This is a genomic window from Streptomyces canus, assembly GCF_030815415.1.
GTDB lineage: Bacteria > Actinomycetota > Actinomycetes > Streptomycetales > Streptomycetaceae > Streptomyces > Streptomyces canus_F.
On the sequence record NZ_JAUSWW010000001.1, the window covers coordinates 2116916 to 2143233 of the forward strand.

General features: G+C 72.2%; 24 protein-coding genes and 1 pseudogene. 9 read left to right on the plus strand and 16 right to left on the minus strand.

The annotated features are described in order from the left end of the window. Positions 1-48 precede the first annotated feature (48 nt). Together QF037_RS09905 and QF037_RS09910 are read left to right on the plus strand one after the other, a co-directional pair. On the plus strand, positions 49-714 hold the full coding sequence (locus QF037_RS09905) for a TetR/AcrR family transcriptional regulator (protein WP_307023707.1): 666 nt from the start codon (positions 49-51) through the stop codon (positions 712-714). 200 nt (positions 715-914) lie between these two features. Continuing rightward, positions 915-2255: an MFS transporter gene (locus QF037_RS09910; protein ID WP_307023708.1), complete on the plus strand. Its 1341-nt coding sequence runs from the start codon at positions 915-917 to the stop codon at positions 2253-2255. A 68-nt stretch (positions 2256-2323) separates the two neighbouring features. On the opposite strand, the gene QF037_RS09915 is transcribed toward QF037_RS09910, so the two are convergent. Continuing rightward, on the minus strand, positions 2324-2665 hold the full coding sequence (locus tag QF037_RS09915) for a VOC family protein (protein WP_307023710.1): 342 nt from the start codon (positions 2663-2665) through the stop codon (positions 2324-2326). A gap of 109 nt (positions 2666-2774) precedes the next feature. Between QF037_RS09915 and QF037_RS09920 the strand changes: the two genes are divergently transcribed. Both QF037_RS09920 and QF037_RS09925 read left to right on the plus strand, forming a co-directional pair. Next, entirely contained in the window at positions 2775-3182 is a 408-nt protein-coding gene (locus QF037_RS09920; protein WP_307023712.1) for a VOC family protein, read from the plus strand. A 99-nt stretch (positions 3183-3281) separates the two neighbouring features. Then, positions 3282-5669: an excinuclease ABC subunit UvrA gene (locus tag QF037_RS09925; protein ID WP_307023714.1), complete on the plus strand. Its 2388-nt coding sequence runs from the start codon at positions 3282-3284 to the stop codon at positions 5667-5669. A gap of 328 nt (positions 5670-5997) precedes the next feature. Here QF037_RS09925 and QF037_RS09930 read toward each other — a convergent pair whose 3' ends face one another. Further along, positions 5998-6408, minus strand: coding sequence for a VOC family protein (locus QF037_RS09930; RefSeq protein ID WP_307037082.1), 411 nt, complete (start codon positions 6406-6408; stop codon positions 5998-6000). Between the two features lie 286 nt (positions 6409-6694). Further along, positions 6695-7144 carry a PPOX class F420-dependent oxidoreductase gene (locus QF037_RS09935; protein WP_307023716.1) on the minus strand — a complete coding sequence of 150 codons (450 nt, stop codon included), beginning with the start codon at positions 7142-7144 and terminating at the stop codon, positions 6695-6697. Between the two features lie 86 nt (positions 7145-7230). On the opposite strand from QF037_RS09935, the gene QF037_RS09940 reads away from it, so the two are divergent. From QF037_RS09940 to QF037_RS09950, 3 genes are all read left to right on the plus strand, one after another. After that, positions 7231-7806 (plus strand): TetR/AcrR family transcriptional regulator, encoded by a 576-nt coding sequence (locus QF037_RS09940; RefSeq protein ID WP_307023718.1) that lies wholly within the window; start codon positions 7231-7233, stop codon positions 7804-7806. Then, positions 7803-9095 carry an MFS transporter gene (locus QF037_RS09945; RefSeq protein ID WP_307023720.1) on the plus strand — a complete coding sequence of 431 codons (1293 nt, stop codon included), beginning with the start codon at positions 7803-7805 and terminating at the stop codon, positions 9093-9095. The genes QF037_RS09940 and QF037_RS09945 overlap by 4 nt, the downstream gene beginning before the upstream one ends. A gap of 65 nt (positions 9096-9160) precedes the next feature. Further along, complete coding sequence (locus tag QF037_RS09950) at positions 9161-10387, plus strand: serine hydrolase domain-containing protein (RefSeq protein ID WP_307023722.1); 1227 nt, start codon at positions 9161-9163, stop codon at positions 10385-10387. Here QF037_RS09950 and QF037_RS09955 read toward each other — a convergent pair whose 3' ends face one another. The 4 genes from QF037_RS09955 to ribA form a co-directional block, all read right to left on the minus strand. Further along, positions 10388-11542: a saccharopine dehydrogenase family protein gene (locus tag QF037_RS09955; protein ID WP_307023724.1), complete on the minus strand. Its 1155-nt coding sequence runs from the start codon at positions 11540-11542 to the stop codon at positions 10388-10390. Continuing rightward, positions 11535-12596 carry a saccharopine dehydrogenase gene (locus QF037_RS09960; protein WP_307023726.1) on the minus strand — a complete coding sequence of 354 codons (1062 nt, stop codon included), beginning with the start codon at positions 12594-12596 and terminating at the stop codon, positions 11535-11537. The genes QF037_RS09955 and QF037_RS09960 overlap by 8 nt, the downstream gene beginning before the upstream one ends. Then, a complete protein-coding gene (locus QF037_RS09965) occupies positions 12593-13738 on the minus strand; it encodes an NAD(P)/FAD-dependent oxidoreductase (RefSeq protein ID WP_307023728.1) in 1146 nt (381 codons plus the stop codon). Before QF037_RS09965 ends, QF037_RS09960 begins: the two co-directional genes overlap by 4 nt. Positions 13739-13802: 64 nt before the next feature. Then, positions 13803-14462: a GTP cyclohydrolase II gene (gene ribA / locus QF037_RS09970; RefSeq protein ID WP_266820573.1), complete on the minus strand. Its 660-nt coding sequence runs from the start codon at positions 14460-14462 to the stop codon at positions 13803-13805. A 41-nt stretch (positions 14463-14503) separates the two neighbouring features. Here ribA and QF037_RS09975 point away from each other — a divergent pair, with 41 nt between their 5' ends. After that, a complete protein-coding gene (locus QF037_RS09975) occupies positions 14504-15274 on the plus strand; it encodes a creatininase family protein (RefSeq protein ID WP_307023732.1) in 771 nt (256 codons plus the stop codon). Positions 15275-15312: 38 nt separating this feature from the next. Here QF037_RS09975 and QF037_RS09980 read toward each other — a convergent pair. From QF037_RS09980 to QF037_RS10000, 5 genes and pseudogenes are all read right to left on the minus strand, one after another. Continuing rightward, positions 15313-16530: pseudogene (locus tag QF037_RS09980) on the minus strand (lysylphosphatidylglycerol synthase transmembrane domain-containing protein); the annotation flags it as partial. Continuing rightward, the gene (locus tag QF037_RS09985; protein ID WP_307023734.1) at positions 16527-17570 is read right to left on the minus strand and encodes a class I SAM-dependent methyltransferase; all 1044 of its coding nucleotides are present in this window, start codon (positions 17568-17570) and stop codon (positions 16527-16529) included. The gene QF037_RS09985 and the pseudogene QF037_RS09980, both read right to left, overlap by 4 nt. Next, entirely contained in the window at positions 17567-18757 is a 1191-nt protein-coding gene (locus QF037_RS09990; RefSeq protein ID WP_307023736.1) for a glycosyltransferase family 4 protein, read from the minus strand. Before QF037_RS09990 ends, QF037_RS09985 begins: the two co-directional genes overlap by 4 nt. Next, positions 18754-19152, minus strand: coding sequence for a 6-pyruvoyl trahydropterin synthase family protein (locus tag QF037_RS09995; protein WP_307023738.1), 399 nt, complete (start codon positions 19150-19152; stop codon positions 18754-18756). The genes QF037_RS09990 and QF037_RS09995 overlap by 4 nt, the downstream gene beginning before the upstream one ends. A 116-nt stretch (positions 19153-19268) precedes the next feature. Next, positions 19269-20252: a zinc-dependent alcohol dehydrogenase gene (locus QF037_RS10000; protein WP_307023740.1), complete on the minus strand. Its 984-nt coding sequence runs from the start codon at positions 20250-20252 to the stop codon at positions 19269-19271. 107 nt (positions 20253-20359) lie between these two features. Between QF037_RS10000 and QF037_RS10005 the strand changes: the two genes are divergently transcribed. Further along, complete coding sequence (locus QF037_RS10005; RefSeq protein ID WP_266885840.1) at positions 20360-21118, plus strand: CDP-alcohol phosphatidyltransferase family protein; 759 nt, start codon at positions 20360-20362, stop codon at positions 21116-21118. A gap of 1 nt (position 21119) precedes the next feature. On the opposite strand, the gene QF037_RS10010 is transcribed toward QF037_RS10005, so the two are convergent. From QF037_RS10010 to QF037_RS10025, 4 genes are read right to left on the minus strand one after another with little or no spacing between them, the layout of a single operon-like run. Next, positions 21120-22349 (minus strand): MDR family MFS transporter, encoded by a 1230-nt coding sequence (locus tag QF037_RS10010; protein ID WP_307023744.1) that lies wholly within the window; start codon positions 22347-22349, stop codon positions 21120-21122. Further along, positions 22346-24172: an ABC transporter permease subunit gene (locus tag QF037_RS10015; RefSeq protein ID WP_307023746.1), complete on the minus strand. Its 1827-nt coding sequence runs from the start codon at positions 24170-24172 to the stop codon at positions 22346-22348. Before QF037_RS10015 ends, QF037_RS10010 begins: the two co-directional genes overlap by 4 nt. Positions 24173-24175: 3 nt before the next feature. Further along, positions 24176-25666 (minus strand): ABC transporter substrate-binding protein, encoded by a 1491-nt coding sequence (locus QF037_RS10020; protein WP_307023748.1) that lies wholly within the window; start codon positions 25664-25666, stop codon positions 24176-24178. 5 nt (positions 25667-25671) lie between these two features. Beyond that, positions 25672-26208, minus strand: a complete 537-nt coding sequence (locus QF037_RS10025) for a GNAT family N-acetyltransferase (protein WP_307023751.1) — start codon at positions 26206-26208, stop codon at positions 25672-25674. Positions 26209-26318: the final 110 nt, after the last annotated feature.

Below are 26318 nucleotides of genomic sequence, written 5' to 3' on the forward strand. Positions count from 1 at the left end.
AGCGGGCTTCTAGAATCGCGGCACTGGCCGCACACCCGAAGGAACCCGATGACCAGCGTGGAAGAACCGGCACGACCCAACGGGCGCACCCGTGACGCCGCGCGCACCAAGGCCGAGATCCTGGACGTCGCGACCCACGAGTTCGCCCGGGTCGGTTTCGCGGGGGCCCGGGTCGACGACATCGCCGCCCTCACCAGCACCACGAAGCGGATGATCTACTACTACTTCGGCGGCAAGGAGCAGCTGTTCACGGCCGTCCTGGAGCGGGCGTACGGCGTGATCCGGGAGGCCGAGCAGGAGCTGGACGTCGAGCATCTGGACCCGGTCGCGGCCATTCGCAAGCTCGCCGAGGTCACCTTCGACCACCATGAGCAGCACCCCGACTTCATCCGCCTGGTCAGCATCGAGAACATCCACGAGGCCGAGCACATCGCCGCCTCCGAGAAGCTCGGCAAGATCGGCTCGCCCGCCCTGGACGTGATCCGCCGGATCCTGGAGACGGGCCAGAAGTCCGGCCTGTTCACGGCCGACGTGGACGCCGTCGACCTGCACGCGATGATCAGCTCCTTCTGCTTCTTCCGGGTCGCCAACCGGCACACCTTCGGCGCCCTGTTCGGCCGCGACCTCGTCGCCCCCGCACAGCGCGAGCACTACCGGAACATGCTGGGCGACATGGTGATCGCCTACCTGACGGCGGAGCGCACCGCCGACTGAAGATCCTTCGGCAGGGCCTCTTGACACGTGGGAAACGCGGGCGCAACATCCCTACCCAAGCGCTACTAACTACCTAGTGGGTTAATTAACCGCAGCCCTCGAGGATCTCAGCGCGGCCGACCCAGCACCCCAGGGCTCAGGCACCTTCTCCCCTGCCGCTCACTCCGCATACGTTGGAGTTCCCTCGAAGGAGCACGCTCGTGTCCGTCCCCGCCGAAGCCGTCGGGCAGCCGAAAAAGGCGGCCACTGCCGCTTGGATCGGCAGCGCGCTGGAGTACTACGACTTCTTCATCTACGGCAGCGCGGCCGCGCTGATCTTCCCGGAGATCTTCTTCGACAAGTCCGACCCGGCCACCGCGACCCTGCTGTCGCTGGCCACGTTCGGTGTGGCTTATGCCGCCAGGCCGATCGGCGCGCTCTTCCTGGGCCACTTCGGTGACAAGGTCGGCCGCAAGAAGATCATGGTCTTCACGCTGATCCTGATGGGCCTGTCGACCTTCCTCATCGGCTGTCTGCCCACCCGCGACCAGGTCGGCACGCTCGCACCCGTCCTGCTGGTGCTGTGCCGTGTCCTCCAGGGCATCTCCGCCGCCGGCGAGCAGGCGAGCGCCAACTCCATGACGCTGGAACACGCGCCGCCGAACCGGCGCGGCTTCTTCACCAGCTTCACCCTCAGCGGCACCCAGGGCGGCCAGCTCCTCGCCACGCTGGCCTTCATCCCGATCGCCGCGCTCCCCGAGGACCAGTTGCTGTCCTGGGGCTGGCGGATACCGTTCTTCCTGAGCATCGCGGTCGCCGTCGTCGGCTACGTCATCCGCCGCAAGCTGGAGGAGACCCCGGCCTTCGAGCAGCAGACCGCCTCCGAGGGCGTCGCGAAGATGCCGCTCGCGTTCCTGGCCCGCAACCACTGGGCGGATGTCCTGCGGGTGATCGCGGGTGCACTGATCGCCTCGGTCTCGACGATCTTCACGGTCTGGGCGCTGGCGTACGCCACCAGCGACTCGGTCGGGATGAGCCGCTCCTCGATGCTGTGGGTGGGCGCGCTGGCCAACCTCGTCGCCCTCGGCACGATCCCGGCGTGGGCCACGCTCTCGGACCGTATCGGCCGCCGCCCGGTCTACCTGATCGGCGCCGCGGGCAGCGCGGTCATGATGTTCGTGTACCTCTGGGCGATCTCCACGGGCAACTACCCGCTGACCCTGGTACTGGGCATCGTCACCTTCGGTGTCGTCTACAGCGCCGCGAACGGGGTGTGGCCCGCCTTCTACGGCGAGATGTTCTCGACCCGCGTCCGGCTGTCGGGCATGGCGATCGGTACCCAGATCGGCTTCGCCGTGGCCGGGTTCGCGGTCACCTTCGCCGCGCAGATCGCGGGCCCCGACGGCAGCGACTGGTCGGCGGTCGCGTTCTTCACCGCAGCGCTGTGCGTCCCGCCGGTCATCGCCGTCCTCACGGCCCGCGAGACCCACAGCATCCCGACGGAGCAGCTCGGCGAGCGCACGCCGAAGCCGGCGGCGGAGCGGGAGACCGTGACCGCCTGATCCCCGCTCGCAGGACGCACGGGTCCCCGGACGCCGTAACGGCTCCGGGGACTCGGGCTTTCGCCCGCCTAGGCGCGCGGATGACGCGGTTCGTACAGGCCGACCTCGGCGCCGCCCGGAAGCCGGAAGCCGGTCACCCGTCCCCAGGAGGCGTCCTGGAGCGGGCGGGTGAACCCGACGCCCCTGTTCTCGAGTTCGGCGGTCGTTGCCTCGATGTCGTCGCACATCAGCATCAGCTCGTACGCCGCCGCCCCCTCCGTGGGATGGCAGGCGACCTCCGTCGGAGGTGCCTTGAAGATCAGCCAGCCGTGCCCGGCGTCGACGTGGGACCAGCCCAGCACCTCCCGCAGGAAGTCACGGTCCGCCTCGGCGTCACGGCTGTGAATCACCACATGTGCCCCATTGATCACGCGCGGAGGCTAGTGAGGCGGGGCCCGGCAGGCAAGCACCGCCGCCTCCGCCACGGCCCGTCAGTTTTCGAGAAGCACCCGCCCCGGGGGCGCGCCTAGCGTGAGGTCCATGGACCTCACCCTTCACGCGAGCTTCCTCCCGCAGGACGACCCGGACGCCGCGCTGGCCTTCTACCGCGATCTCCTCGGATTCGAGGTGCGCGGTGATGTCGGCAAGGGCTCGATGCGCTGGATCACGGTCGGTCCCGTCGGTCAGCCCGGCACCTCGGTCGTGCTGCATCCGCCGGGCATCGACCCCGATGTCACCGAGGACGAGCGCCGCACGATCTTCGCGATGATGGCCAAGGGCACCTACGCGGGCATCGTGCTGGCCACCGCCGACCTCGACGCCGTGTTCGACCGGCTTCAGGCGAGGGCCGATGTGGTCCAGGAGCCGATCAAGCAGCCGTGGGGCGTGCGTGACTGTGCCTTCCGTGACCCCGCGGGCAATCTGGTCCGTATCCAGGAACGGAACTGACCAGGCGCGAAACGACGCGGAACGCTTTGTTCCCGCAGGGAAATCGGACCTAATGCTCGGAGCCGGTGAGATCGAGCCGAACGATGGAGAGCAGTCAGCATGGCCACCAAGAGGACGACCCCCCAGCCGACCACGCCGCACCCCGCCGACAGCCACGATCTGATCCGCGTGCACGGCGCGCGCGAGAACAATCTCAAGGACGTCAGCATCGAGATCCCCAAACGCAGGCTGACGGTGTTCACCGGTGTCTCCGGGTCGGGCAAGAGCTCGCTGGTGTTCGACACGATCGCGGCGGAGTCGCAGCGGCTGATCAACGAGACGTACAGCGCCTTCGTCCAGGGCTTCATGCCGACGCTGGCGCGGCCCGAGGTCGACGTACTGGACGGACTGACCACGGCGATCATCGTCGACCAGGAGCGGATGGGGGCCAACGCCCGCTCGACCGTCGGCACCGTGACCGACGTCAACGCGATGCTGCGCATCCTCTTCAGCCGGCTCGGCACGCCGCACATCGGCCCGCCCAACGCGTACTCGTTCAACGTGCCGTCGGTGTCGGCGAGCGGAGCGATCACCGTGGAGCGCGGTGGCAAGACCAAGGCGGAGAAGGCCACGTTCCATCGGCTCGGCGGCATGTGTCCGCGCTGCGAGGGCATGGGCTCGGTCAGTGACTTCGACCTGACGGCGCTGTACGACGACAGCCTCTCGCTCAACGAGGGCGCGCTGACGATCCCCGGCTACAGCATGGACGGCTGGTACGGCCGGATCTACCGGGGCTGCGGCCTCTTCGACCCGGACAAGCCGATCCGCAGGTTCACCAAGCGGGAGATGCACGACCTGCTCCACAAGGAGCCGACCAAGATCAAGGTCGAGGGCATCAACCTGACGTACGAAGGACTGATCCCGAAGATCCAGAAGTCCTTCCTGTCGAAGGACGTCGACGCCCTCCAGCCGCACATCCGTGCCTTCGTGGAGCGGGCGGTGACGTTCCAGACCTGTCCCGAGTGCGACGGCACCCGGCTCAGCGCGGAGGCCCTGGCCTCGAAGATCAAGGGCAGGAACATCGCCGACGTCTGCGCCATGCAGATCGACGATCTGGCCGACTGGGTCCGTGACCTGAAGGAGCCGTCGGTGGCGCCGCTGCTGGCCGCGCTGGGGCACTCGCTGGACTCGTTCGTCGAGATCGGGCTCGGCTACCTCAGCCTCGACCGCCCCTCGGGCACCCTCTCCGGCGGCGAGGCGCAGCGCACCAAGATGATCCGCCACCTCGGGTCCTCGCTCACGGATGTGACGTACGTCTTCGACGAGCCGACGATCGGGCTGCACCCGCACGACATCCGCCGGATGAACGAACTGCTGCTGCAACTGCGCGACAAGGGCAACACCGTGCTGGTCGTGGAGCACAAGCCGGAGGCGATCGAGATCGCCGACCATGTCGTGGACCTCGGCCCGCGCGCCGGCACCGCGGGTGGCGAGGTGGTCTTCGAGGGCACCGTCGAGGGGCTGCGGTCCAGCGACACGCTCACCGGACGGCACCTGGACGACCGGGCCTCGCTGAAGCCCACCGTACGCAAGCCGTCGGGGGCACTGAAGGTACGCGGCGCCGCTGCGAACAACCTCCAGGACGTCGACGTCGACATCCCTCTGGGCGCGCTGGTCGTCGTCACCGGGGTAGCCGGTTCCGGCAAGAGCTCGCTGATCCACGGATCTGTGTCCGGGCAGGACGGCGTGATCACGGTCGACCAGACGGGGATCCGCGGCTCGCGGCGCAGCAACCCGGCGACGTACACCGGCCTGTTGGAGCCGATCCGCAAGGCGTTCGCCAAGGCCAACGGCGTGAAGCCGGCCCTGTTCAGCGCCAACTCCGAGGGCGCCTGCCCGACCTGCAACGGCGCGGGCGTCATCTACACCGACCTGGCGATGATGGCCGGGGTGGCTTCCACCTGCGAGGAGTGCGAGGGCAAGCGGTTCCAGGCGGCGGTCCTCGAATACCACCTCGGTGGCCGTGACATCAGCGAGGTGCTCGCGATGCCGGTGTCCGAGGCGGAGGAGTTCTTCGGCGCGGGCGAGGCGCGTACGCCGGCCGCGCACAAGATCCTGGAGCGGCTCGCGGACGTCGGGCTGGGCTATCTCACCCTCGGGCAGCCGCTGACCACGCTGTCGGGCGGTGAGCGGCAGCGGCTGAAGCTGGCCACCCACATGGGCGAGAAGGGCGGGGTCTACATCCTCGACGAGCCGACGACCGGGCTCCATCTCGCGGACGTGGAGCAGCTGTTGGGCCTGCTGGACCGGCTGGTGGACTCCGGGAAGTCGGTCATCGTCATCGAGCACCACCAGGCGGTCATGGCGCACGCCGACTGGATCATCGACCTCGGCCCCGGCGCCGGCCACGACGGCGGCCGGATCGTCTTCGAGGGCACCCCGACGGAGCTGATCGCGGACCGCTCCACACTCACGGGCCAGCACCTGGCGGAGTACGTCGGGGCCTGAACGGGCGGGGAGTCGGGCCGGACGGCCGCGTGTCGGATCGGCTCGATTCCTGTCGGGCGTCCCCGCGTCGAACCGAGGCGGGGACGCCCACGAACCGGACTGGTCCACAGGCGAGTCGGGCCGGTGGTCGCGCAAGTCGATACGGTGAGACCACGAGTCGGACCGACGCTGCGCGAGCCGAGGCAGCGCGCCCACGAGCCGGGATACCCGGCGGCAAGGCGGTCCGGGGAGGCCTGGGCCGGGCCGCCCCTGAGCCAGGTCGGGCCCGGGCCACGCCGGACCCCCGGCCAAGTGGCCCGACGCCCTTCGCACAGCCGGGCCGGCTGCCCTACGAGTTGGACCACGCCCGCTCGCACAGCACCAGCCGGTATCCGTCCGGGTCCTCGATCGTCACGCCCCACTCGTTCCAGTAGGGGTTGGGCGAGGGGACCCGCTTGCCGCCGTGCTGTTCGAGTCGGGCGACCAGGTCCTGCGGCACGGGACCGTCGACGTAGACGACCAGGAGGTCCTCCTCCGTGGGCCGGGGTTCGACGGGGTGGGCCGGGTCGTGGACGAGTTCCAGGTGCCAGCCGGCGTCGGGCCAGCCGAGCATGAGCAGGTCGTGGTGGCCCGGTTCGGTGCCGCCCTCGGCCCGCCACACGACGGCCAGACCGAGCCCGTCGGCCCAGAAACGCTCGGCCGCGGCGAGGTCGCGGGACGGGCGGGCGATACGGATGTGACTGCGGCCGTGGACCGGCATCATGACCTCTTCCCGAGCGTGGCGTCTCCTCGGGCAGCCTAGGCAGCGCGTGATCGCGAAACCATCGGTCGTCCGCCCTGCGCCCCGGGTCCTAGGACCACGCGAACCGCTCCACCCCGTTGACAGTTGACGTTTTCGGCAAGAACATCGGCCGGAACGAGCAGAAAAGAACAGGCGCTCGTCGCGCGCAGCCGGTCCGGGGGGGGGAGGGCTCCGCGCGTACCGGCCGGATTCAGGGGCGGCCGGTACGCGCGGAGATGACGGCCCGACCGCGACGCCCAGTGCCTCAGCCCAGGTCGGCTCCCTTGGGGATCCCGTACGCCCGCTCCACCTTCAGCCGCAGCACCAGCCGCCGGTCGCGGACCATCGCGGCCCGGAAGTCTTCCCAGTCGGGGTGCTCGCCCACGACGTCGCGGTACAGCCGGACGAGCTCCTCGACGGTCTCGTCGTACGGGTCCCGCGCCACCGGCGTGAGCTCGGCCGTCCCCTCGGCGACCGTGTACGCCCACCGGTCCGCGGCGGTCACGTGGTAGGACGCCCTCGGATCGCGGCGCAGGTTGCGGGTCTTGGCGCGGTCGTCCGTGATCGAGACCCGGATGATCCGCTCGTCGGGGTAGTAGGCGTGACTGACGTTCGACAGCTGGGGCCGGCCGTCGCGCTTGAGGGTGACCAGCACCCCGCCGTGGCCCTCGGAGAGCAGCCCGAGCAGTGCGTTCTGCGTCGCGTCCTGAGTCATGCATGGGTCAACCGGCACAGGGGGTGCGCGCATTCCCGGCAAGGAAGCGGGTAGACACTGTCTACGGACCCTGGTAGACAGTGTCTATGCATGAACCGGAGAGCGGGCTGCGGGCCAGGCTTGTCGAGGTCGGAGTGGAGTTGGTGGCCCGGGAGGGCGTGCAGGCGCTGACCCTGCGGGAGATCGCCCGCCGGGCGGGCGTCTCGCACGGTGCGCCTCGCCGCTACTTCCCGACCCATCTGGAGCTGCTGTCGGCCATCGCGCGCCACGGCTTCGGCGAGCTGGCGCAGAGGGCGGGGGCGGCCGACGACGGCGCCGCGAGCCCGCGCGACCGGCTCACGGAGCTGGGGCGGGTCTATCTGCGGTTCGCGCTGGACAACCGCGGCATGTACGAGCTGATGTTCCGTCACGATCTGCTGGAGAGCGGTCATCTGGGCCTGCGGGACACCAGTCTGCCGCTCTTCGGCCGCCTGGTGGAGCTGGTCGCCCTGACCCGCCCGGACGCGGACGCCCGCCTCGTCGCCGGTGCGTTGTGGGCGAACCTGCACGGCATCGCCCAGCTGTGGGGCTGGGGCAGCCTCCAACTGGCCACAGGCGCCGACGACTTCGCGCCCCTCCTGCGCAACGCCCTGGACGCGCACCTCGGCCGGGAGGACGGGTGAACCCTCGTCTCGTCCTCGCGGGCAGCGTGACCGGAGCCGTGATCGTCGCCCTCGACGGCACGGTCCTCACCATCGCCCAGCCCACCCTGCAAAGGGACCTGGGCACCTCCTTCGCCCAGGTCCAGTGGACCAGCACCGGCTATCTCATCGCGGTGGCGAGTCTGCTGGTGTTCGCGGGACGGCTCGGCGACCGCTACGGGCACCGGCGGCTCTTCGGGATCGGCATGCTCGGCTTCGGGGTGGCGTCGGCGGGCATCGGACTGGCGCCCGGCGTCGGCTGGGTGATCGGACTGCGGGTCGTCCAAGGGGTGTTCGGGGCGCTGCTGCAACCCGCGACCCTCGGCATGCTGCGCGTCGCCTACCCGCCGGACCGGCTCCGGGGGCCCATCGCCGTGCGCACCGCGGCGATCGGGGTGGCCGCCGCGGTCGGCCCGCTGGTCGGCGGAGTACTGGTGGCCGGGTCCGGGTGGCGGGCGGTGTTCTTCGTCAACGTCGTGCCCGCGCTGGTGTTCGGCGTGCTCGCCCTGGCGGTGCGGGAACCGGAGCGGGCCACCGGGGTCCGTCTGGACCTGCCCGGTGCCGCGCTGCTCGCGGTGGCCCTGGGGTTCCTGGTCCACACGCTGGTCTCCCCGCACTGGCTCGGCCTGGTGGTGACCGCGGTGACCGGCGTCGCCTTCGTACGCCACGAGCGCCGCACCGCGAGCCCGCTGATACCGCGCACCGTCCCCGGCGCACCGCTCGGCGTCCTGGTCGCCGCGTCGGCCGCCCTGTCGGGCACGCTGTTCGTGAGCACCTACACCCTGCAGTACACGCTCGGCCTCGACCCCTTCCAAAGTGCCCTGCGCTGCCTCCCGCTGGCGGTGGCGATGGTGGCCGCCGCCGCGATGTGCCCCGTGCTGCTGCGCCGCGCGGGAGCCCGCCGCACGACGACGAGCGCGACGGCGGTTCTCGCCGCCGGGATCCTGCTGCTCTCCCACGCGTCCGGCGCGCTCGCGCTGGGCGCCGGATTCGCCCTGCTGGGGGCGGGGTTCGGGACCGTCATGGTGGCGGCCACCCATGTCGTCGTGCGGGAGAGTCCGCTCGGGTCGGCCGGGGTGGCGGGCGGGCTGCAGCAGACCGCGATGAACGTCGGGCCGACGCTCGGGGTGGCCCTCGCCGCCACGGAGGTGTCACTCGTCACGTTCGCGGCTGTCGCGCTGGCAGGCGTGGTGCCGACGGCGGGTTTCCGTGCCACGATCACCGATCGAGGTCGGCCGGGCAATCGTTCGGAGATTCCTGCGCGACGATGAGGTCTGAGGTCGTCGCGGCGGGGTATGCCGGATCGCACCTCGACGAACGCGAGCGGAGGAGAGCGATGGCACAGCTGCGGCAGGAAGTCGACCCGGGTGAGGCCGGACTGGACGCGAAGGCGCTGGACCGCCTCGACCAGCACCTCGCCCACTACGTCGACGAGGGACGCATGCCCGGCTTCCTCGTGGCCGTCGCCCGCGGCGGCCGCGTCGCCCACCTCACGGCGCACGGCCACCGCGATCTCGCCGCCGGACTGCCCGTCGAGCCGGACACCCTGTGGCGGATCTACTCCATGACCAAGCCCGTCACCGCGGTGGCCGCGCTGATCCTGGTGGAGGAGGGGAGGCTGTCGCTGGACGACCCGGTCGCCCGGTATCTGCCGGCCTTCGCCGACGCCCGGGTCCATGTCAGCGGCTCGGGCTCCGGCATGGTCACCCGGCCCGCCGGACAGCCCATGCTGATACGGCACTTGATGACCCACACGGCCGGTCTGACCTTCGCCTTCTACCACTCCCACCCGGTCGACGCCCTGTACCGCGAGGCCGGTCTGGAGTCGTCGGTGGTGCCGGGCACGACCCTGGCCGAGACGGTCGACGTGTACGCGAGCCTTCCGCTCCAGTTCGAGCCGGGCACGCAGTGGAACTACTCGGTCGCCTCCAATGTGCTCGGCCGGGTCATCGAGGTGGTCTCCGGGAAGCCGCTGGACACCTTCTTCGCCGAGCGGGTCTTCGGACCGCTCGGCATGACCGACGCGGGCCTGAGCGTCACGGACGAACAGGCGGTCAGGCTCTCCGAGTTGTACGGCGAGAAGGACGACGGCGGCATCGAGCCGGTCCCCGGGCTCCCGCTCCGCGGCCGGCCCCGGTTCCTCTCCGGCAGCGGCGGCATGGTGGCCTCCGCGCACGACATGCACCGCTTCATGGAGATGCTGCGCCGTCGCGGCGAACTCGACGGCACCCGCCTGCTCGCCCCCGAAACGGTGGACCTGATGGCCAGGAACCACCTTCCCGGCGGAGCCGACCTGCGCGCCTTCGGCAGCAGACCGGCCCACGACGAGCCCAACAACGACGGTGTCGGCTTCGGTCTCAGCGTCTCCGTGGTGATCGACCCCGCCCGGACCCTCGCGCCCACGAGCCCGGGCACGTTCGGCTGGAGCGGAGCCGCTTCCACGACCTTCTGGGTCGATCCCGGCCACGATCTGACCGTGCAGTTCTACACCCAGGTACGGCCGAAATCCCTGAAGCTCAACCCGGACCTCAGACGGCTGGTGCACGAAGCCGTGGTCGAGTGATCAGGCGTCCACCCGCAGCGTGAACTCCATGCCCTCCAGGGCGAGTTCCCGCAGCCACTCCTCCGACCGTGCCGCCGTCTCGGCGGCCCGGCTGAGGCCGGGCGGCAGCGAGCCGTCCAGGACGTGGCCCACGCCGAGGGCGAGGGTGCGGGAGACACAGCGGGCCATCGCGCTCTCCTCCTCGTCCCCCACCAGGTCCAGCAGATAGCTGCCCGACCACGCCTGCCCCGCCGGGCCCCGCACATCCAGCGACACGGCGAGCACGACCCGGTCCCGGTCGGTGTCCGTGGTCGGATAGGCCGCCGCCAACTCCCGTGCCAGCGCGGCGATCCGGGCGTCGTCACCGCCCTTGAGCTCCTCGAAGACGGCGTCCCAGGCCCGCAGCCACCCCTCCAGCCGCAGGGTGCCCCGCACGAAGGACCGCGCCTTCCAGGCGGGCGGCATCCCGTACTGCTCGACGAACGGCACGCTGTCGCGGTTCGGATAGACCTCGAAGCCCTCCCCGTCGACGACATGGCGCCGGGTCGCCTCCCACGGCCGCGCGGCGGTGGTCTCGGCACCGTCCTCGATGTACCGGGCGGGCGAGCGCAGGGCGCCCAGGACTCCGAGGGGCGCCCAGCTGAAGCGGTACCGGAAGTCGTTCGGCACCGCGGGGATACCGCCGCAGTAGGAGGTGAGGCGGTACGAGGCCGCCGTACCGTCGCCGATCGCGTCCCGGGCGCGGGCGACGAGGCTGTGCGCGAAGAGGTGGTCGATGCCCGGGTCGAGCCCGGCCTCGGTGAGGACGACGACCCCGGCGGCGAGGGCCGCGGGCACCTGTTCCAGCACGGCGTCCGACACATAGCTGGAGCAGGCGAAGTGCGCCTTCCGCGCGACGCACGCGGCCAGGATCCCGGCGTGCTCCGGTGCGGGCAGCATCGACACGACGACGTCCCCGGGCGCGAGCTGCGCCGTCAGCGCGGGAAGGGTGTACGCGCGGGGCTCGGCACGACCGGTGAGCCCCAGCCGTTCCAGGGCCTCGGCCGCGCGCTCCTCGGTGCGGTGCCACACCCGCACCCGCTCGGCCGCCTCGCACACCCGGGCCAGCCCGCTGCCCGTGGACAGTCCGGTGCCGATCCAGTGGACGGTGCCGCTCGCCGGAACCAGCTCAGACATGGCGCGACTCCCCTTCCACGATGCCGAGTTCCCGGCAGGCCGCACGGAACCGGTCCAGGCAGCGCCCCCACGGGCCACCGGTCCCGAAGTCCAGCAGCAGCGGCAGCAACTGTCCCGAGAAGCCCTCGCTGGACTCCTTCGGCAGCAGCGACGGCAGGTTGTCGATGGCGATGAGGTCCAGCGGCGGCTCCTTGCGGAGCCGGCGTACCGGCTCGTCCCACTCGGTGGTGCGGTCGTAGACCTGCAGGACGTTCAGGGGCGAACCGACGTCACAGGTGACATCGCAGAGGGTGCGCAGCCGGCGGGCGGGGTCGTCCAGGTCCGTCTCCCGGAGGAAGGGCGGGACCGGGGTGGTGGCGAGGACGCAGTTCACCATCGCGTCGTGCGCCAGCAGGGCCGCGCGGTCCAGGTCGCGGGTCTCCTCCAGGTCCCAGCAGGTGGGGTCGAGCCCGGCGGCCCGGAGGGCGACGTGGGCGCCGCGTCCGCTGCGGCCCAGGGCGCCGATGACGAGCGCGGTGAACTCCTCGTCCCCGGCAGCGGGCCGGAGGGTCTCGTCGAGCTCCTCCTTCGAGGTGGGCGTGAGCGGTGCGACGAGCCGGCCCCGATGCTGGAGCACCGCCAGGGCCGCGCCCAGATAGCCCGCCCAGTACCCGAAGGCGGCGAGCCGGCGCCCGTGGTCGTCGACCAGGTACTCCAGGTCGAGGAGCGCCCCTCCCCCGGCGGCGAACCGGCGGAGCAGGTCCGCGGCGCCCGGCTGCTGCTTGTAGGCGTGCCCGAAGAAGATGTGCCGGTGCGTCAACTCGGCCGGCGCGTCGGGGAGTTCCTTCAGACCGAGGACGACCGCCGCCGGCGGCGCCGCCACCCATGAGCCCGTGGGCGCGACCCGGGCGCCGACGGCCTCGTACTCCTCGATCGGGAAGATCCGCTGCGGGGACTCCTCGACGGTCAGGGTCCCCCCGCTCTCGACGAGCCTGCGTGCGTCGGACGGCACGATGGGTGTGCGCCGTTCGGTGGGACGGTCCTCGTGGCGCAGCCACAGATGGAGCTCGGTCATACGCAGTTGGCCTCCGGGCGCGGGGCGTCGGCCGCGAACCGGCCGGCGTTCAACGGGCTGACGTCCACGAAGGGTACGCGGCCCAGGCACAGGTCACGGACGACCTCGCCGACGGCCGGTCCCTGGAGGAAGCCATGCCCGGAGAAGCCGGTCGCATACAGAAATCGGGATACCGAAGTCGCCTCGCCGATCAGGGCGTTGTGGTCCGGGGTGACCTCGTACAGGCCCGCCCAGCCGCCGGTGCGGCGCAGGTCCAGGAGGGCGGGGGCGCGGTGCTCCATGGCGGCGGCGAGGCGGGGGATCCAGCGGTCGTGCGTGTCGGTGGCGAAGCCGGGGCGCTCGTCGGGGTCGGACATGCCCAGCAGGAGGCCGGGGCCCTCGCGGTGGAAGTAGAGGGTGCTGCTGAAGTCGATGGTCATCGGCAGGCCGGGCGGCAGACCCTGGACCGGCTCGGTGACCGCGATCTGGCGGCGCAGCGGCTCCACCGGCAGATCCACACCGACCATCCTCCCGATCGCGCGCGACCAGGCGCCGGCCGCGCAGACCACCGTGTCGGTGAAGATGGTGCCGAGCGTCGTCTCGACGGCCCTGATGGTGTCGCCCCGCACGGTGATGCCGGTGACCTCGGTGTGCCGCAGGACGCGGGCGCCCAGGGCGCGGGCGGCGGAGGCGTAGCCGTGGACGACGGCCTCGGGGGTGCAGTGGCCGTCGTCCGGCGAGAAGGCGGCGGCCAGCAGCCCGTCGGTGGTGATCAGCGGGGAGAGCTTGCGGGCCTCCTTCGGGGTGAGCATGCGGCTGGGCACGCCGAGGGAGTTCTGCAGGCGCGCCCCCGCCTCGAAGGAGGCCACGTCCTCGGGCGTCGACAGCAGGAACAGATAACCGACGCGGTGCAGGCCGATGTCGTGACCGATCTCGTGGTGGAACCGGCCGAACGCCTCCAGGCTGCGCGCGCCGAGCTGCACGTTGAGGGCGTCGGAGAACTGGGCCCGCACCCCTCCGGCCGCCTTCGAGGTGGACCCGGAGGCCAGTTCGTCGCGTTCGACGAGGACGACGTCGCGGACACCGGCGGCGGCGAGGTGGTAGGCGATGCTCGCGCCCATCACTCCGCCGCCGATCACCACGGCGTTTGCCTGCGTCCTCACGAGCGAGCCTCCCAGGGGTGTCGGGGCCGGTCCCCTCTTCCTGTCCGGACTCCGGTGCCCGTAATCAGGACAGGTGGGCCACCGCGTCCAGATGCGGCAGGTGGTGGTCCAGCCGTTCCCGCTTGGTGCGCAGGTAGGTGATGTTGCTCTCGCACGGCGCTATCAGCAGCGGGACGGTCTCGGCGACCTCGATGCCGTGGCGCACCAGCGCCGCGCGCTTGTCCGGGTTGTTGGACATCAGCCGCACCGAGCGCACGCCGAGGTCGTGCAGCATCCCGGCGGCGACACCGTAGTCACGGGCGTCCACCGGCAGGCCGAGGGCGAGGTTCGCCTCGACGGTGTCCAGTCCCTCCGCCTGCAGGGCCATGGCGCGCAGCTTGGCGAGCAGTCCGATGCCGCGGCCCTCGTGGCCCCGCAGATAGACGACGATGCCGCTGCCCTCGGCGACGACGGCCCGCAGCGCCGAGTCGAGTTGTTCGCCGCACTCGCAGTGCCGGGAGCCGAAGGCGTCACCGGTCAGGCATTCCGAGTGCAGCCGGGTCAGGACCTCGTCCGTGCCGATCTCGCCGTAGACCAGGGCCACTTGCTCGTCACCGCGATCGTGGTCGAGGTAACCGACCGCCCTGAATTCACCGTACACGGTGGGCAGCGGAGCATTCACGACGCGTTCCACGCCCGTACGCTGTGGAGTCTTCTTGCCGAGTACGCCAACTTTTTCTGTCATGATTCTCGAGTTCCTAAGCAGAGACGAAAGGCCGTGAAAGAATGAGTGGTTCGCAAACGCGGTCGGCGGAGCACGGTACGTTGCCGGCGGACACCACGGAAGACGTACGGGCGCGGGGCGAGGGTGTCTCACGACAGGTCGCCGTCCTTCCCGTCGGGAGCTTCGAACAGCACGGCCCGTACCTTCCGCTGGCGACCGACACGCTCGTCGCCTGCGCCGTCGCCCGGGAGATCGCCGCGGCATATCCGGTACACCTTCTCCCTCCCGTGACGATCTCCTGCTCGCACGAGCACGCGGCGTGGGCGGGAACCGTCAGCATCTCCTCGGTGACCCTTCACTCGGTGATACGGGACATAGCGTCTTCGCTCCGCCGGTCCGGCGTCGAGACCCTGGTCGTGGTCAACGGGCACGGCGGAAACTACGTACTGGGCAACGTCGTTCAGGAATCCTCCGCCCGCGGCGAGCGAATGGCGCTGTTCCCGGCCCCGGAGGACTGGGAGGCGGCCCGGGAGCAGGCGGGGGTGGTCACCTCGCTGCTCACCGACATGCATGCGGGGGAAATCGAGACCTCCATCCTTCTGCACGCTCATCCCGAATTCGTCCGACCCGGTTATGCGGCATCCGATTTCGTCGCCGACGACCGACGTCATCTGCTCACCCTCGGTATGTCCGCCTATACCGATTCCGGTGTCATCGGCCGTCCTTCGCTGGGTTCGGCGGAAAAGGGCAAAGCGCTCCTTGCGAGCCTGGCGGATTCCTTCGGCACGTATTTCTCACTGCTCACCTCCGACGGCGATTCGGCGCGCGGATAGCGGGCGAGCAGGACGATGACGCCGGGCAGGCTGGCCGCGAGCGAGAGCACCCCGTAGACGACGGCGACGGCCAGCCCGCTGCCGGCGCCCAGACCGGCGGCGCCGAACGCCCAGGCGGTGACGCCCTCGCGGGGGCCCCAGCCGCCGACGTTGAGCGGCAGGCCCATGGCGAGCAGGGCGAGCACGGCGATCGGCAGCAGGACGGCGACGGAGGCGGCGGAACCGGCGACGCGGGCGGCGAGCACGAACATTCCGAGGTGTCCGGCGAGGACGACGGCGGAGGACAGGGCCACTCCGGGCCCGTTCTGCCGCGACAGCAGCCCCTCGCGGGCCTCGCGCAGGGCCTTGCCGGCCCGTGAGGGCGCCCGGTTCATCCGCAGGGCGAGCACGACGGCCAGCGCGCCCAGCGTGGCGAACACGAGCAGCGGCGCGAGATGGCGGGCCTGGGCGAGCACCGGTGACGGCATGGTCAGCAGCACCGCGGCGCCGACGACCGCCAACGCGAGCTGCCCGGCGATCCGTTCGAGGACGACGGCCCGCACACAGCGCCCGAGTTCATGGGTGCTGCGTCCGTGCCGTACCGCCCGATGTACATCGCCGAGAACGCCGCCGGGCAGGGCGGCGTTGAGGAACAGGGCCCGGTAGTACGAGGCCACGGCCGCACCGAGCGGCAGCCGGATCTTCAGGCTCCGGGCGACCAGTTGCCAGCGCCAGGCGCTGAAGACGGTGGTGACCACGCCGATCCCGAGCGCGGCGAGCAGGGTCGCCCCGTCGATCCGGCGCAACCCGTCGAGGAAGACGCCGGTGCCGAGCCGCCACAGCAGAACGGCGAGGATGATCACGCCGACGGCGCTGCCGACGTGGGTGCGTACGGCGGGGGACTTGAGGCGGGCGAGAACGTTTCGCCACCAGGAGGCGCCGGGGGCGGCCTGGGCGGTGGCGGGCCGCGGGGCGGAGACGATCACGCCGATGCGGTCCCCGGAGACGGCGACGGGGGGTGGCGGGACGGCCTTGGCGGGCGGGAGGGCGACGGCGGCGGTACCGGCCTCGGGACGTGCCGCACCGGTAGCCGTGTCGGCGTACCGTTCCTCCACCGCCGTACGGGCCGGGAAGCCGGCCACGCCCAGCACCGACGCGGTCGCGTCCACCGGCGTCACCGCGACGCGGCCGCGCCCCCGTGTCACCCCGGCCCAGCGCCTGCGTCGGCCCGGCCCCCGCAGGCCCGCGTGGGCCGCCCGTACCGTCTCCACGCTCATGCCGCCCCGCCCGTCGGGCGGGACAGTGCCAGCAGGTCGGTGTGGTGGACGACCACGCTCAACTCGCCCGCCTCGCAGGCCTCCAGGCGGGCGCGGAGGTAACGGTCCGCGCGCTCGCGCAGCTCCGGGCGCTGTTCCACCGCGGCGCCGACCCAGCCGCGCAGCCACTGTGCCGTGAGCGCGGACTCGGCGGGGCCCAGCCGCCAGGGGCTCGGGTTCAGCCGTACCGTCGCGCCGAGTTCGGAGAAGGCCTCGCAGGCCACCGTGACCGCGTCCGGGCCGAGCAGGCCCGAGCGCCGCTGGTGGGCGTTGAACGCCTCGGCGATCTCGGTGTCCATCGGGTCGGACGGGGAGAAGTCGACGCGGCCGGCCACGGAGAGCGTGAGCAGGGCCGGGCAGCCGGCACCGGTGCAGGCGGCTGCCAGGGTCTCGATCTCCTCGCGGGTGAGGACGTCCAGAAGTGCGGAGGCCGTCACCAGGGAGGCGCCCGCGAGGGCGTCCGGGGTCAGCCGGCCGACGTCACCGCGCCGGGTCTCGACGGTGACCCGGCTGCCGTCCGCGGCGACCCGCGCGGAGGCGACGGCCGCGAAGTGCAGCAGGTAGGGGTCGCGGTCGTGCAACACCCAGTGCTGAGGGCCGTCGAGGCGGGGTGCGAGCCAGCGGCCCATCGACCCGGTACCGCACCCGAGGTCGTGCACGGTCACCCCGGCCTTGCCGGGCAGGTTGGCGAGCCGGATCCGCAGCGGGTCGAGCAGATCGATCGAGCGCGCGCCGGCATCGGCGGGCTCCCGCAACTCCAGCCACTCGGGCGCGTACCGGGGCTGCTCCTCGGGCCCGTCCTCGCGCAGCCGTACGGTGGGCCGCTCGCCGGGGCGGGCCGCGGGGCCGGCGCCGGGGATCACGGACTCCGCGTCGGTGCCGGGGCCCGCGGACGCCGATGACGTCGGGTTCCCCATCTCGGACTCCACTCCTGCCACGTCCCTCGGTCCCGCCTGCGCCGGAATCCTTCCCGCGCGCTGTGTCGTAGCCGTCTTCCTCATGCCGCCCTCCAGGGTTCGCTCGGCAGTCGGCCCAGTACTCCGGCCAGGCTGCGGGCCGTGGTCGCCCAGCCGTCCAGGGCGGCCCGCCGGCCCCGGGCAGCCGCCTTCAGCCGGCGTCGTACGTCCGCCTCGCCGAACCAGCCGCGCAGCTCCGCGGCGAGGGCGGCGGGGTCCTCCGGCGGGACGAGGATGCCGGGCACGCCGCCGTCGGGGGCGCGGCCGACCGCCTCGGGCAGCCCGCCGACGTCGGTGGCCAGCACCGGGATGCCGCGGGCGAGGGCCTCGGTGACCGCCATGCCGTAGGTCTCGGCGTAGGAGGTGAGGACCATCAGGTCGGCGGCGGCGTAGCTGGCGTCGAGTTCGGCGCCGGCCTGCGGTCCGGCCAGGTGCAGTCGGTGTTCCAGGCCGTACTTCGCGATCAGGGCCCGCAGGTCCGCCACGTACGCCGGGTCCTGGGCGAGGCCGCCCACGCACACGCAGCTCCACGGCAGGTCCCGGACCGTGGCCAGCGCCTCCACCAGGCGGTGCTGTCCCTTGCGGGGTGTCACCGCGGCGACGCACAGCAGCCGGGACAGGCCGTCGGTGCCGGAGGCGAGGGGGGCGATGTCGGCGCCGGGGGCGGCGACATGGACCCGGTCGGGGGCGAGGCCGTGGTGGGAGACGAGGCGGCGGACCGCCCAGTCGCTGGTGGCGACGACGGCGGGGACCGCGCGGAGCACCGCGCGCTCCTTCGCGTCCAGCTCGGCGGCCAGGACGGGATCGAGGCCGGTCTCGTCGCCGAGCGGAAGGTGGACAAGGACCGCGAGCCGCAGCCGCTCCGCCTCCGGTACGACGATCTCCGGGACTCCGCAGGCGACCAGGCCGTCCATCAGGACCACGGTGTCGTCCGGCAACCCCCGCAGCACACCGGCCAGTTCCGCTCGGGCCGAGGCACCCGGCCGGGGCCACTCGCCCGCCACCGCGTGCTTGTGGACCTGCCAGCCGAAGCCCGGCAGGTCCAGACTCACGCGCCGGTCATAGGCGTTGCCGCCGCTCGGCGCGGTCGGGTCGTCGACACCGCCGGGCATGACGAAGTGCACGGTGCGCAGAGCCATGGGGACGATGTCCGCGTTCCTGAGAGCCGAATGCTGCACGGGCACATAGCCCAGGGCCGCCTGCGGGGCCTTCTCCAGGGTCACGTCGGTCACAGCGCACGCTCGTAACTCGCCCACGCGACATGGGACTCGTGCAGGGTGACGGCGATCGCGGCGATGCCCCGGGCGCCCTCGCCCAGCCCGCCCTTCTCGATCCGCTCGGCGAGCCGGTCGGCGATGACCTTGGCCAGGAACTCCGTCGACGTGTTGATCCCGGCGAAGTCGGGCTCGTTGTCGAGGTTTCTGTAGTTCAGCTCGGCGGCGACGGCTCCGAGTTCCTGCGTGGCCAGTCCGATGTCGACGACGATGTTGTCGTCGTCCAACTGCTCCCGCCGGAAGGTGGCGTCCACGAGGAACGTCGCTCCGTGCAGGCGCTGCGCGGGTCCGAAGACCTCGCCGCGGAAGCTGTGGGCGATCATGATGTGATCGCGGACGGTGACACTGAACAACGGACGACCCTCCAGGTGCGGCACGTCTGATCCCCCCGGCTGATCGCCGGCGGGGATGCCGAGTAGTACGGCCCTTCGCTTCCCCGCGTTCAGCCGTCTCTCACTCTTTTCTCAGGTCAGGCGCTCTTGCCATACCTCACGCGGTGACAAAGAGCGGGAATTTCCCCGGAAGTGAGCCTGGGCATCACCTGCGGCAGCTCCTCGAACGCGCTTTCCCCTGTAATGAGCGCGTCAAGCGCCGGGTCGGCGAGCAGTTCCAGGGCGAGGGCCAGCCGGTCGGCATACGTGCGGCTGGAGCGGCGGGCCGGGGAGACGGTGCCGACCTGGCTGCTGCGGATGACGAGTCGCCGGGAGTGGAAGGCCTCACCGAGCGGAAGGCTGACCTTCCGGTCGCCGTACCAGCTGAGTTCGAGGACCGTGCCCTCGGGCGTCAGCAGCTCCAGGGAGCGGGCCAGACCCTGCTCGGTGGCGCTGGCGTGGACGACGAGGTCGCACTCCCCGAGCGCGTCCCGCGGCAGCGCGAAGTCGACGCCCAGGGCCTTCGCGACGTTCGCCCGCGCCGGGTCGGCGTCGACCAGCTGGATCCGTACGCCGGGGAAGCGGGCCAGCAGTGCGGCGACCGAGCAGCCGATCATGCCGCCGCCGACCACGGCGATCCGGTCACCGACGAGCGGCGCCGCGTCCCAGGCGGCGTTGACGGCGGTCTCCACCGTGCCGGCGAGGATCGCCCGTTCGGCGGGCACGTTCTCGGGCACCGGGGTCACGGCGGTCACCGGGACGACGTAGCGCGTCTGGTGCGGGTAGAGGCAGAAGACCGTACGGCCCACGAGGTCCGCCGGGCCCTCCTCGACCTCTCCGACGCTGAGGTAGCCGTACTTCACGGGTGCCGGGAAGTCGCCCTCCTGGAACGGCGCCCGCATGGCGGCGTGCTGGCTCTCGGGGACCCCGCCGCGGAAGACGAGCGTCTCCGTGCCGCGGCTGACGCCGGAGTACAGGGCGCGGACCAGCACGTCCCCCTCGGAGAGAGCCGGGAGGGTGACCTCACGTATCTCACCCGCACCGGGGCCGTTGAGCCAGAAAGCACTCGCGGTGCGCTTCATCGGCATCCTCCTGAACGCTTGGGAAGTGGTTCACGTACCGAGGTGTGCACAGGTCGCGCACAGTACGCGGCGTTGATCGACTCTGTCACACGGCCGGAGGATGTTCGGTGGCCCTGAACAACACTTACGACGCAAGGCTGGTCCAGCAGGAGACCGCTGTGGGAGCGGGTCTGCAGATCCTGTTGCTGGCTCTGCTCGGGACGGCGATCGGCATGGGACCGGCGGGCTGGCTGACCGGCCTCGTCTTCGCCGTCGCCACCTGGGCGGTGCTCTCCCGGGCCCTGCACCGCCACCGTCCGCGTTCCTTCGGCCCCGCCAACCGGGTCACGCTCGGCCGGGCCACTCTGGTCGGCGGGGTCACCGCCCTGGTCGCCGACTCCTTCCAGAGCTCACCGCCGGTCACTCTCTTCGTCGGTCTGACGGCCGTGGCCCTGATCCTCGACGGCGTCGACGGCAAGGTCGCCCGCCGCACCGGCACCTCCACCCCGCTCGGCGCCCGCTTCGACATGGAGGTCGACGCCTTCCTGATCCTGGTGCTCAGCGTCTACGTGTCCATGGCGCACGGCCCGTGGGTCCTGCTGATCGGCGGCATGCGCTACGCCTTCGTCGCCGCCGCCCGTGTCTGGCCGTGGCTGAACGCCCCGCTCCCGCCGAGCACGGCCCGCAAGACGGTGGCCGCCCTCCAGGGTGTGTTCCTGCTCCTGGCCGCCTCGGGCCTGCTGCCGTACGCCCTGGAGTTCGGGGTCGTCGCGACGGCGCTGGGCGCGCTGGTGTGGTCGTTCGGCCGGGACATCCTGTGGCTGCTGCGCACCTCCCGGATCGAGGAGGTCCTGCTGGAGGACGTGCGCGAGCTGGTCGCGGGATGACCTACGGACGGCGCGGCAGCAGCGTGATCGCCGCGGCCGGTACGGCGGCCAGCACCAGCCATGGCACGGCCGCCGGCAGCCCGCTGTCGAGGAGTGTGCCGGTCAGTGAGCTGCCGGCCAGCACGATCAGACCGGAGACCGAGGACAGCGCGCCGGTGTAGAGGCCGAGCCGCCCCTCCTCGGCGAGGTCGGGGACCCAGGCGCGGGCGACGGGGGCGACGAGCATCTGGCCGAGGGTGAGCAGCACGACGAACCCGGCCGCGGGCAGCAGCCCCGCCGTCCCGGTCCAGCCGGCCGGCCGGGCGAGCGCCACGACCGCGAACCCGGCGGCGATGAGCAGCAGTCCGGCCGCCATCGAGCGGCGCAGGGCGAGCCGGTCCCCCACCCAGCGGGTGACGGGCAGCTGGGCGGTCACCACCAGCAGCGAGGACAGGGCGAACAGCCAGGCCAGCGCGGACTGGGAACCGGTGGCCCGCTCCACCTCGGCGGGCAGCGCGAGATAGAGCTGGTTGTAGGCGAGCAGATAGGCGCCGTACGCGCAGCACAGCGCGAGGAAGCGCCGGTTGCGCACCAGCACCCGTATCCCGCCCTTGACGTGGACCCGCTGGCGTCCCGGAATGTGCTGCGGCAGCAGCCACGCGTGCCCGGCGAGGACGAGCACGAAGATCCCGGCACCGGCGAGGCACACGCTCCGGAAGTCCACCGACAGCAGCAGCGCGCCGAGCAGCGGCCCGACGAACGCCCCCGCCTGTCCGGCCACGGTGAACAGTGCGAGCACCCGGGTACGGGACCCGCCGCCCTGCTCCTCGTGGACGACGGCCTGCCGGGCCACCTCGGACTCGACCGCGGGCGAGAACAGCGCGGCGGCGAACCCGATCAGCAGCACGGCCCCGATGACCGCCCCGGTCGCCTCGGCGTACCCGAGCCAGGCGAACCCGGCGATCCGCAGCGCGCATCCCGCGAGCACGACCGGTCGGATCCCGTACCGGTCGGCGAGCGCCCCGCCCACCACGAACAGCCCCTGCTGGCTGAAGGTCCGCAGCCCCAGCACGAACCCGACCGTCCAGCCCGCCATGCCCATCGCCGTGCCGAGGTGCTCGGACAGGAACGGCAGCACCGCGAAGAAGCCGACGTTGAAGGCGAGTTGGGTGAGGATCAGCAGCCGCAGCAGGGGCGTGAGGCGGGTACGGTCCGGGGTCGCGCGCAGGGCGGTCGACAGCGAGCTGCTCATCGGGCTTCCACCAATTCCCTTGTACGAGGCTGCTGTTCGGGTTCGGTCACGGGTGGGCGCGGGGTGCGGCGCGGCCTGCGCGCTCCTCCCCCAGCCTTCGGCCGGGGGGACCCCCATCTCGCTCCGCTTCCCGCGGTGACCGCCAGCGCGCCGAGCAGGGCGAGTACGGCGGCCGGGGCGAGGACGGCCCAGGGGGCGCGCTCGGCGTAGGGCTGGTTCTCGGCGAGCAGCAGGCCCCATTCGGGGGAGGGCGGCTGGGAGCCCAGGCCGAGAAAGGCGAGGGAGGCCAGGGCGAGGGCGATGCCGGGGAGCCGTAGCAGGGCGTGGCGGGTGACGGGCGGCAGGACGGCGGGCAGGAGTTCGTGGCGCAGCAGGTGCCAGGGGCCGGCGCCCAGGCCGAGGGTGGCGGTGATGTGCAGGGCGGCGCGTTCCTGGCGGAGCAGTGCGGAGGTGTGGGCGGCGAGGGGTGCCCAGGCGACGGCGGTGACGGCGAGCGCGGGGGTGGCGGGGCCGCTGCCGGCGACGGCGGTGACGAGGAGGGCGACGAGGACCGGCGGCAGTGCGGTGACCGTGTCGACGAGCGGGCCGGACAGACGGGGCAGCAGTCCGAGCAGGACGCCGATGAGCAGTGCGGCCGTGCCGATCGCGAGGGCGAGCAGCAGGGTTTCCAGGGCGCCGTGGCCGACGCGGGCGAGGATGTCGCGGCCGAGCGCGTCGGTGCCGAAGGGGTGCGCGCGGGACGGGGCTTGGAGGCGCTGCTGCGTGTCGAGGGCGAGCGGGTCGCGGGGCAGACCGAGCGCGATGACCACCGCCGGCAGTCCACCGTAGGCGATCGGCTGTATACCGCGTACCGGCGGCTTCGGTCCGTGGAGTGACGGCAGGGCACCGTCCCGGAGGGCGGTGCCGATGAGCAGGCGGGTGGCGAGGGCGGCGAGGCCGGCGCAGGTCGCGGCGAGGAGGACGAGGGCGAGGGTGCCGGCCTGGAGGACGGGGAGGTCCTGGGCGAGGGCGGCCTGGAGGGTGGTGCGGCCGAGGCCCGGTATGTCGAAGATCTGCTCGACGGCGACCGAGCCGCCGGTGAGGCCGACCGCGAACAGGCCGGTGTTCGGCAGGAGTCCGGGCAGACAGCGGCGCAGTGCCTGGCGGGCGATGGCGCGGCCGGGCAGTCCGCGCGCGGCGGCGGCCGGCGCCCACGGTTCGGCGAAGGCTCCGGGCAGCAGGTCGTCGAGGAGGCGGCCGAGCACGGCCCCGGCGGGCAGGCCGAGGGCGAGGGCGGGCAGGATCGTCCACTGCGGCCCGTACCAGCCGAGGGCGGGCAGCCAGCCGAGCTGGACGCCGACGACGGTGGCGAGCACGGACGCGGTGAGGAACTCGGGCAGCGCGGCGAGGACCGCGGACCCGCTGCCGCCGGTCCCGCGGCCGGCGAGCCGGTGGTGCGCGCCGAGCCACAGGGTGCGGGCGCAGATCAGTGCGGCGGTGACGGTGGCGCACACGAGGGCCACCGCCATCAGCAGCAGGGACGCCCCCAGGGCGTTGAGCAGGGCGGGGGTGACCTCGGTGCCGGAGATCCACGACTGTCCGGCGTCCCCGCGCCACAGTCCGCCCAGCCACTGCCCGAGGAGGCGGAACGGGCCGTCGTCCAGGCCCAGTCGGGTCCGGATGTCGGCCAGCACCTGCGGATCGGGGTCGCGTTCGGCCGAGCGGGCCTTGAGCACGGTCAGTGCCGGGTCCGTGCGCGTGAGCCAGGGCAGCAGGCCGATGGCGCACACGAGGGTGGCGGCGATCCCGGCCCGCCACAGGAGCGTGGCCGCTTGCTGCCGCACGCGTCAGCGCCGGGTGCCGAGGCCGACGAGGGTGCGCTCGTACGGGTCGAGGAGAGCGCCGCCGACCTTGGGGCCGACGCCGGTGATGACGCGCTGGTGGACCAGCGGGACGACGGCGTCGGTGCCGAGGATCTTCGCCTCGGCCGCCATGGCGGCGTCCTGGCGCCCGGCGGTGTCGGTGACGCGCTCGGCCTTCCGCACCGCCTTGTCGACGTCCTTGTCGCACAGCAGCGCCAGGTTGTAGCTGCCGTCGCAGGTGAAGTCGCCGGCGAGGAGCGAGACGGGGTCGCCGGTGTCGAGGAGGCTGTTGCGGGCACCGACGAAGGCGTCGAATGTGCCCGCCAGCACATCGCTCTCCAGCCGCGAGTACTCGCGCACCTCCAGCTTCACCTCGAAGCCGGCCTTCTCCAGCTGCTGCTTCAGCACCTGGGCGGCCTCGGGGAGTTCGGGCCGGTTGTCGTACGTCGCGAGGGTGATCGTGGCCCCGTCCGGATCCGTGGCCTTCGCCCGGCCGGCCGGCTCGGTCCGCTTGCCCTCGGCCCAGGTCACGGCGGGTCCGTAGAGGCCGGTGCCGGCGTCGGCGTACCCCTCGTAGACGCCCTCGGCGAGTGCGGAGGTGTCGACCGCCTGCCGTGCCGCGGCCCGGAGGCCGACGTCCTGGAACACATCCGACTCGGTGTTGAGGAGCAGACTCGTGGTGCGGGTCGTGGCGGTGGCCTTGCGGATGCCCTTGTCGAGGGTGGCGGCCTGGGCGACGGGGATTGCCTCCGCGAGGTCGACCTGGTCGGTGCGGAGCGCGCTCGCACGGGCGGTGCCGTCGGCGACGAACTTCACGTCGATGCCCGGAGCCTGGGCGCGGCCTCCCCAGTAGTCGTCGTAGCGGTCGAGGGTGGCGGCGGTGGCGCCCATGACCTTGGTGAGCTCGAAGGGGCCGGTGGCGTGGCCGACCGGGTCGACGCGGTCCGTCCTGCCGTAGGCCTTCGCGGAGAGGACGGCGAGGCTGGGGCTGGACAGCCGCAGCGGCAGTACGGGGTCGGGGTCCTTCGTGGTGACCCGGACGCCGGTGGTGCCCTCGGTCTTCGCGGTGAGGGTCACGCCGGAGAGGGCGGCGGGGGCCGGCCGGGCCTCGGTGGCGTGGGTGAGGGCAGTGGCGACGGTGGCCGGGGTGACGTCGGTGCCGTCCTGGAAGACGGCCTCGCGCAGGGTGAACAGCCAGGTGCGGTCGTTCTCCCGGGTCCAGGACGCCGCTAGCGCGGGGGCCGCGGCGCCGTTGGCGTCCAGGGCGGTCAGGCCCTCGGTGACGCCGAGGCGGCTGAGGAGGGTGGCGTCGGCGCCGTACGGGGAGAGGTTCTCGGCGGGCGGGAAGGCGAGGGCGACCCGCAGCCGGGAGCCGTCACCGACGTCGTCGGACGAACCGCCCGAGCCCTCGGACGCGAAGCAGCCGGTGAGGGCTGGGGCGATGAGGAGGGCGAGGAGGAAGCGCGGTCGGGTCATTCGGGTCATCGCCCCATCGGGATCTCGAAGTGCAGGACGCCGGACGCGCCCTCGGGGTCCTCGCGCTCGTCGTGCACGAGCTTGCCGAGCGATCGCCAGAAGGCTTCGGCGCCCGGGACGGCCGGGTCGGTGTGCAGATACACGGAGCGGTAGCCGCCCTCGGCGACGGCGAACTCCGTCAGCTCCGCGACCAGCCGCCGGGCGAGACCGCGCCTGCGGTGCTCGGGTCGGACGTAGACGCGGCGCAGTTGTGCGGTCCGCCCCGAGGGGTAGCGCTCGGCGACATGGCGCGGATTCGGCGGGTGGGCCGGGCCCCGGGAGTCCAGGGCGCCGGTGGCGACGACCTCGCCGCTGTGCGGGTCGAGCGCCACGAGGAGGGTGTGGCGCTCCGGGACGAGGTAGGCGGTGGCCGGGTCGATGATGTCGCCGTGCCAGCGGGGCACATATCCGGAACCGAAGTCGCGGTAGACGGTGTCGAGCATCACGGCTCGCGCACCGTCGAGGTCGTCCGGGCCCGCGGCCCTGATGCTGTAGTCACGCACTTGCGCATCATATGCATTAAGCGGAGGGGCTTGATCACCGCCTCCCGGGGGTGGCGGTTTGACAGCGCCGCGGTGACGCCCTACAAATCTACCGACATGACATCCATTTT

Bases quoted from the DNA above. Each gene is read 5' to 3' on its own strand.
- QF037_RS09905 (WP_307023707.1), top strand. From the start codon at position 49: ATGACCAGCGTGGAAGAACCGGCACGACCCAACGGGCGCACCCGTGAC.
- QF037_RS09920 (WP_307023712.1), top strand. From the start codon at position 2,775: ATGGACCTCACCCTTCACGCGAGCTTCCTCCCGCAGGACGACCCGGAC.
- QF037_RS09925 (WP_307023714.1), top strand. From the start codon at position 3,282: ATGGCCACCAAGAGGACGACCCCCCAGCCGACCACGCCGCACCCCGCC.
- QF037_RS09930 (WP_307037082.1), bottom strand. From the start codon at position 6,408: ATGCCGGTCCACGGCCGCAGTCACATCCGTATCGCCCGCCCGTCCCGC.
- QF037_RS09935 (WP_307023716.1), bottom strand. From the start codon at position 7,144: ATGACTCAGGACGCGACGCAGAACGCACTGCTCGGGCTGCTCTCCGAG.
- QF037_RS09940 (WP_307023718.1), top strand. From the start codon at position 7,231: ATGCATGAACCGGAGAGCGGGCTGCGGGCCAGGCTTGTCGAGGTCGGA.
- QF037_RS09950 (WP_307023722.1), top strand. From the start codon at position 9,161: ATGGCACAGCTGCGGCAGGAAGTCGACCCGGGTGAGGCCGGACTGGAC.
- QF037_RS09955 (WP_307023724.1), bottom strand. From the start codon at position 11,542: ATGTCTGAGCTGGTTCCGGCGAGCGGCACCGTCCACTGGATCGGCACC.
- QF037_RS09960 (WP_307023726.1), bottom strand. From the start codon at position 12,596: ATGACCGAGCTCCATCTGTGGCTGCGCCACGAGGACCGTCCCACCGAA.
- ribA (WP_266820573.1), bottom strand. From the start codon at position 14,462: ATGACAGAAAAAGTTGGCGTACTCGGCAAGAAGACTCCACAGCGTACG.
- QF037_RS09975 (WP_307023732.1), top strand. From the start codon at position 14,504: ATGAGTGGTTCGCAAACGCGGTCGGCGGAGCACGGTACGTTGCCGGCG.
- QF037_RS09985 (WP_307023734.1), bottom strand. From the start codon at position 17,570: ATGAGGAAGACGGCTACGACACAGCGCGCGGGAAGGATTCCGGCGCAG.
- QF037_RS10000 (WP_307023740.1), bottom strand. From the start codon at position 20,252: ATGAAGCGCACCGCGAGTGCTTTCTGGCTCAACGGCCCCGGTGCGGGT.
- QF037_RS10010 (WP_307023744.1), bottom strand. From the start codon at position 22,349: ATGAGCAGCTCGCTGTCGACCGCCCTGCGCGCGACCCCGGACCGTACC.
- QF037_RS10020 (WP_307023748.1), bottom strand. From the start codon at position 25,666: ATGACCCGACCGCGCTTCCTCCTCGCCCTCCTCATCGCCCCAGCCCTC.